This is a genomic window from Streptomyces laculatispora (genome assembly GCF_017353455.1).
GTDB classification, from domain to species: domain Bacteria; phylum Actinomycetota; class Actinomycetes; order Streptomycetales; family Streptomycetaceae; genus Streptomyces; species Streptomyces laculatispora.
The window spans coordinates 1-6,132 of the sequence record NZ_JAFMPZ010000561.1 but is presented as its reverse complement, the minus strand read 5'-3'; the positions used below and the strand labels follow the sequence as shown (position 1 = coordinate 6,132).

The 6,132-nt window shown below is 71.3% G+C and carries 5 protein-coding genes and 2 pseudogenes; 3 read left to right on the top strand and 4 right to left on the bottom strand.

Going from position 1 to position 6,132, the window contains the following annotated elements; translation table 11 throughout:
* Positions 1-38: 38 nt before the first annotated feature.
* A complete protein-coding gene (locus J1C73_RS29935) occupies positions 39-1,016 on the bottom strand; it encodes a helix-turn-helix transcriptional regulator (RefSeq protein WP_207319123.1) in 978 nt (325 codons plus the stop codon).
* A 62-nt stretch (positions 1,017-1,078) separates the two neighbouring features.
* On the opposite strand from J1C73_RS29935, the gene J1C73_RS29930 reads away from it, so the two are divergent.
* Positions 1,079-2,620 (top strand): MFS transporter, encoded by a 1,542-nt coding sequence (locus J1C73_RS29930; protein WP_207319122.1) that lies wholly within the window; start codon positions 1,079-1,081, stop codon positions 2,618-2,620.
* Between the two features lie 167 nt (positions 2,621-2,787).
* Here J1C73_RS29930 and J1C73_RS29925 read toward each other — a convergent pair whose 3' ends face one another.
* Complete coding sequence (locus J1C73_RS29925; RefSeq protein ID WP_207319121.1) at positions 2,788-3,558, bottom strand: DUF6227 family protein; 771 nt, start codon at positions 3,556-3,558, stop codon at positions 2,788-2,790.
* A 133-nt stretch (positions 3,559-3,691) separates the two neighbouring features.
* On the bottom strand, positions 3,692-4,876 hold the full coding sequence (locus tag J1C73_RS29920) for a P1 family peptidase (RefSeq protein ID WP_207319120.1): 1,185 nt from the start codon (positions 4,874-4,876) through the stop codon (positions 3,692-3,694).
* Positions 4,877-5,081: 205 nt separating this feature from the next.
* On the opposite strand from J1C73_RS29920, the pseudogene J1C73_RS29915 reads away from it, so the two are divergent.
* A pseudogene (locus J1C73_RS29915) lies at positions 5,082-5,183 on the top strand (DUF317 domain-containing protein); the annotation flags it as partial.
* Between the two features lie 148 nt (positions 5,184-5,331).
* Positions 5,332-5,739 carry a hypothetical protein gene (locus tag J1C73_RS29910; RefSeq protein ID WP_207319119.1) on the top strand — a complete coding sequence of 136 codons (408 nt, stop codon included), beginning with the start codon at positions 5,332-5,334 and terminating at the stop codon, positions 5,737-5,739.
* Positions 5,740-5,796: 57 nt separating this feature from the next.
* Here J1C73_RS29910 and J1C73_RS29905 read toward each other — a convergent pair.
* A pseudogene (locus tag J1C73_RS29905) lies at positions 5,797-6,132 on the bottom strand (hypothetical protein); the annotation flags it as partial.

Here is a 6,132-nt window from a genome sequence, read left to right as displayed (position 1 = left end):
GCTGAGTCCCGGCGCCCACCCCCCCCTGGCGCCGGGGCTCATCCTTTTTGGGCCGCCGAGGAGGCCGCGCGGGTGAGCCTGCCGCCCAGGTCGTTCAGATACGCCACCAGCTGCGGCGGCCGGTGCGCGGTGAATTCGCAGTCGACCAGCGCCAGCCGCACCGCCACCCACTCCAGCGAGTCCGACAGCACCGCACGCAGCCGGCAACTGTGCTCGCCGGTCGGCTCCAGCGGGCCGATCGCGGCGGGCAGCCGCGCGGCGACGAACTCCGCCGGAGCCTCGAAGCTCACGTCGACCGCCAGCTCCGGCTTGATGCGCGCCATGGAACTGCTCAGGAACGCCGCCGCATCCCCGGTGGGCAGCTCACGGGGTGTGAAGCGGACCCCGGTCGCGAACGGATCGTTCACCCGGTCGACCCGGAAGGTGCGCCAGGCATCCCGCTCCAGGTCGTACGCCACCAGATACCAGCGCCACCCGGTGCTCACCAGGCGATACGGCTCGACCTGCCGCCGTGTCTCGGCGCCGTCCCCCGCGCGGTACGCGAAGCGCAGCCGCTCCCGTCCGGTGACCGCCGACGCCATCACGGTCAGTGTCTGCGGGTCGATCGTCGCACCGTCACCGCGGGTCAGCGGCACCGTCGCGTTCTGGAGGGTGGAGACCCGGTGGCGCAGCCGCGACGGCAGCACCTGCTCCAGCTTGGCCAGCGCCCTGACGGAGGCCTCGTCGACACCCTCGATGGCGTGACCGGCCCCGGCCCGCAGCCCCACCGCGATGGCCACCGCCTCCTCGTCGTCCAGCAGCAGGGGCGGCATGGCCGTGCCGGCCACGAGCCGGTAGCCGCCGACCGAACCGCGCGATGCCTCGACCGGGTATCCCAGGTCGCGGAGGCGGTCGATGTCCCGGCGAATGGTGCGGGGGCTGACGTCGAGCCGGTCGGCGAGTTCACTGCCCGGCCACTCGCGCGGCGTCTGGAGCAGTGACAGCAGATTCAGCAGTCGTGCCGGGGTGTCGGTCATGTCACCCAGGATGCCCGTCCATTGGGTCACGTTCTGACCTAATGGGCCTTTAACTTCTTCATATGACTTCTTCCGCACCCCAGCCGTCCGGGGCGGCCGCTCCCGCGGTGTCCTCGGACTCCTCGGACCGCCGCCGGTGGTTCGCGCTGGCCATCGTGATGACCGCGGCCTTCATGGACCTGGTCGACGTCACGATCGTCAACATCGCCATCCCGAGCATCACGCGCGACACCGGTGCCTCGTTCAGCTCGATCCAGTGGATCACCGCCGGATACGCCCTGGCCTTCGCCGCGGGGCTGATCACAGGTGGCCGGCTCGGTGACATCTACGGCCGCAAGCGGCTGTTCCTCATCGGGATCGGCGGCTTCACCGTGGCCTCCGCACTGTGCGGCTTCGCCGCCAACCCGGAGATGCTGGTCGCCTCCCGCATCCTCCAGGGCGGCACGGCCGCGCTGATGGTCCCGCAGGTGCTGTCGATCGTGCACGCCACCTTCCCGGCGCACGAGCGCGGCAAGGTCTTCGGTCTCTTCGGTGCGATCGTCGGCCTCGGCGCCGTGTCCGGGCCGCTGCTGGGCGCGCTGCTCACCGAGTGGAACATCGCCGGTCTCGAATGGCGCCCGATCTTCCTGATCAACCTGCCGGTCGGCATCGCGGGCCTGATCCTGGGCCGCAAGTTCATCACCGAGTCCAAGGCGCCGAAGGCGCTGCGCCTCGACCTGACCGGGGTGGCGCTGGTGACGGCGGGGATGCTCATGCTGATCTACCCGCTGACCCGCGGCGAGGAGCTGGGCTGGCCGCTCTGGGGTTACCTCTCGATGGCCGGCAGCCTCGTGGTGTTCCTGGTCCTCGTGCTCTTCGAGCGGTCGAAGGCGCGCCGGGACGGTTCGCCGCTGGTCGAACTGTCGCTGTTCCGGGTCAAGAGCTTCGCCGCCGGTATCGCCGTGCAGCTGACCTTCGGCGTCGGCCTCGGCATCTTCTTCCTGGTGTGGACGCTGTACATGCAGGAGGGGCTCGGCTGGAGCGCGCTGCGGGCCGGTACGACCGGTATCCCGTTCTCGGTCGCCGTCTCGTTCGCCGCCGGGATCTCCGTACAGAAGCTGGTGCCGCGCTTCGGCCGCAAGGTCCTCCAGGCGGGGGCGCTGCTGATGGTCGCCGGGCTGCTGCTCTACATCTGGGAGTCCGACCGCTACGGCATGGGGATCACGTCCTGGCAGATGGCGTTGCCGCTGGTGGTCATGGGCGTCGGTATGGGGCTGATCGTGGCTCCGCTGGCCGACGCGGTGCTGTCCGAGGTGCCCAAGGAGCACTCCGGCTCCGCCTCCGGGCTGTTCAACACCGTGCAGCAGATGGGCAACGCCCTGGGACTCGCGCTCGTCTCGGTCGTCTTCTTCGGGGCGATCGGTGACAGGCTCACGCCCGCACAGGTGGGTCCGGCGTTCGCCGACGCCTTCGAGCACTCGCTGTGGTGGGTGGCCGGTGTGCTCGCAGCCATCTTCCTGCTGATGTTCGCGCTGCCGGCCCGGCCGAAGCAGCACGTGGAGGGCGGCGAGGTGGCCACCGACACCACCGCGGAACCCGCCAAGGAGCCCGCGCTCACGCACTGAGCGGGCGCAGGACGCGACGCAGAGCGGACGGAGAACATGACGGTGCCCGCACCTGGGGGGTGCGGGCACCGTCATGTCCTGTCCACGGAATCGGCCGTCGGCCCGCAGCACGGGGCGGCGGGTGGCGGGTGGCGCGGTGCCGTCGTGTGCCGTGCGCGCGCCGTGGGTCAGCAGATGCGCGTACGGCTCTCCATCGCGCCGCGCGCGGCCCGCTCGTCGCCGTACACCTCGCACATGTGGCGACCGTCAGGCGTCGCCGTGTGCTCGACCTCCCACAGGCTTGTCTCGCTGCCGTCCAGGAGGAGGAAGGCGTGCTCGTACAGGGTGAAGCCCGCGTCCCGTCCGTCCACCTGGCACTGCCGGCCGAAGATCTGCGTGATGTGGTGGGCGAAGGCGGCCCGCAGCAGGTGGGCCGTCTCCTCGCCCGGGACGTCCCGGTTCTCCGCGCGGCGCAGCACGCGGCGGGCGTGGTCCGCGGAGTTGTCCGGGGCGTACATCCGGGGGAGCGGTGCCGGGGGAGCGGCCATCAGGGCGGTGAGGATGTCCAGGTCGGCCTGCGGCCCGTCGTCCCCGAAGACCGGGGCGTCGCAGAAGCCGCCTGCGAGCCGGGCCGCGGCGATGTGCACGTCGCCCTCGTCGTCGTACAGCTCGTGCTGCCGGAAGCCGGGCTGCGAGCCGTGCCGGGTGTCCTCGGCGTGCCGCTGACCGCAGTGCACCAGCTCCCAGAGGGTGAACGGGCTGCCGTCGGCCAGCAGATACGTATGCCGGTAGGTCTCGCGGTGCAGGGCCGAGCTGTGGTGCGAGGAGTGCAGGGAACTGCTGTGGGCGAGCGCTGTGCCGAGCCGCTCCACCGTGCTGTCGGGCAGGTCGAACGAGTTGAGAGCCCGTCGCAGGAGTCGCTCGAGGTGCTGCTCGGTTGTCTCGTACGGATCGCTCAAGGTGCTTCTCCAGGCCGTCGCCGCGTGTTACCCGATGCGTGCATAACGTAGTCCCTGGGTCTGACATCGTGACCGGGGTTCAGAAAAACGTACGACGCACGCAGAAGGTTCCCGGCGTTTTGCCCGAACTTCCTTATATGGCGGGCGAGTCGGTTGCCGGTCCGCTGCCGTCCGCCGGCCGCCGCGGGTGCTGCTCCGTGCCGTAGAGATCGCTGTACGAGAGATATGCGCCGCCGCCTTCGCGGCCGCTGACGCCCGCCGCCGCCCGCACGGCCCTCACGATGGCGCGCGCCACGGCCTCCGCACCCGCCGCCAGCAGGTCGTTGAGCGCGATCGGGTTGGCCGGGTCCAGCGTTCGTCCGCCGGTGGCCAGCGCGAAAACGGTGTCCCCGTCCGTCAGCAGATGTACGGGCCGGATGGCGCGTGCCAGCCCGTCGTGCGCCGTGCCCGCGAGCTTCTGCGCCTGCGCCCGGCTGAGGTCGGCGTCCGTGGCGACGACGGCGAGCGTGGTGTTGAGCGGGGGGCGCGTGTTCGCGTCGTGCGCCTGGGCCAGGCGCTGTTGCGCCGCGTGGTGGATCTCCGGCGCCGGGGCGACGGCCGGCTCGGCGGCGCCGTACTCCCCGTACAGCACCCCGGTACGGGGATCGAGCACCGAGCCTGCCGCGTTCACCACGGCCAGCGCGCCCACCGTGATCCCGGACGGCAGCAGGACGCTCGCCGTCCCCACCCCGCCCTTCAGCTGCCCGGCGACCGCGCCGGTACCCGCGCCGACGCATCCCTCGTCGACCGCCGCCCCCGGCTCCGTGCGCGCGGCGGCCTCCACGGCGGCCCGGCCGGTCGACGCGTCCGGGCGGGCCCGCCAGTCACCGCCCCGGCCCAGGTCGAAGATGCACGCCGCCGGGACCACCGGAACGACCTGTGCCGGATCGGCGCCGACCCGCACGCCGCGCCCCTGCTCCTCCAGCCAGGCCATCACCCCGGAGGCCGCGTCCAGTCCGTACGCGCTGCCGCCGGTGAGGACCACGGCGTCGATGCGCTGCACCAGATTGCGCGGGTCGAGCGCGTCCGTCTCGCGGGTGCCGGGGCCGCCCCCGCGCACATCGACGGCGGCGACCGCACCGCCCTCCGGGGCGAGGATCACGGTGGTGCCGCTGAGCGCCCCCTCGCCCGCGAGCGCCGCATGACCGACCCGCACTCCGGCGACATCGGTCAGCGCGTCCAGCCGCCGGTCCGCCGGCGGCGGTGCGTCCGAGGGCTGTGGCGGCTGTGGCGGCGGCGAAGGGCGGTTCGGCGGGTCCGCGCTGTCCTGGCCGGTCATCCGGTGCTCCTCGTGCTCGGGTCGTGATCGTGGCGGTGATCGGTGGTGCGGGCGGCTGACTGCTGGGCAGCGCAAAGGCGAACGTACCCGCGGGAGCGTGGGGAGCAGGTGCGGCCGCAATATCGTGAACGCATTCACAAGTGAACGATGGGTGAGGCCCGTGCTGGTGCCCGGACTGACGGACGTTCCTGCCGGTGTCGAGGGTGTCGCCGCCTTCGCCGCCTCCCTCAGCTCGACCGCACCGGTCCTGCGGCGGGTACTGCCCGAGGCCACCCAGGAGCGCCTCCTGCGCGCGCCGGCCATCTAACGTCCCGCGCACAACTCTCGACGATCGCAGTCCGGCACCCTCCCACTTGGGGGTGCCGGACCTTCTTGCTTCGCGGGTGAAGTGGCCGTTCGGTCTTCGATGCCAGGAAGAATTGCCGCCTGTTGATGGAACGAAGCAGGATGCGGCAATGCACCCCAGCCCCAGCGCCTTAATGGTCATCGCTCTCATCGTCGCCGTGACGATCGGGTTGACGGCCCGTTCACGCCGCAAGCGCACGGCTGCCCTCGCGGCGCAGTGGCAGGCATTTCAGCAGCACCGCAGCTCCGGGCAGGGGCAACTCCTCCAGGTGACGCGGGTCTACCAGCACGGCCGCCGTGGCTCCAAAGCAGTCGTGACCTGGTGCGACACCGGGCGGCAGCAGGACGCCTGGTTCTGGAACTGGCACGTTCCCGCAGGCGCGTACCTGCTCGTGAACGCCTCCAGCGGCTATGGGCCGCACAGTCATAACCCGAACGTGCTCTACGTCCAGCCCGGCCAGGTCCGAGCCTGGGTACCAGGCCAAGCGGCTCGCGCCGCTCAACGCGTCAGCCAGTAACGCACTGCTGCCCCCGACCTGCGGTGGTCGGAGGCAGCAGCGTGACGTGCACGCAGGTCAGCTCGTTGCCTTGGCCTTGGCGAGAGCCTTGTCGAGGTGGCGGTCGACCAGGGCCGGGGAGCCGGAGACGACCAGCAGCAGGTTGCCGTCGCGGATCGCGGTCTGCTTGACCACGGTGCTCCGTCCCCCGGCGATGAACGTCAGGAGTTGGCTCCACTGCTCGTCACCGCCGACGTGGGGTGCGGGCAGGTTCTGCGGAGTCACGTCGACCGGGGTGCCGCCCACGACGACCTGATAGGTCGGGCAGCCGGTCATGGCGTCGAAGATCCGGTCGATGGCGTCGGAGAGCTTCTTCGCGCTGTCGCTGTACAGCTCCTCGGAGATCTCCGAGGA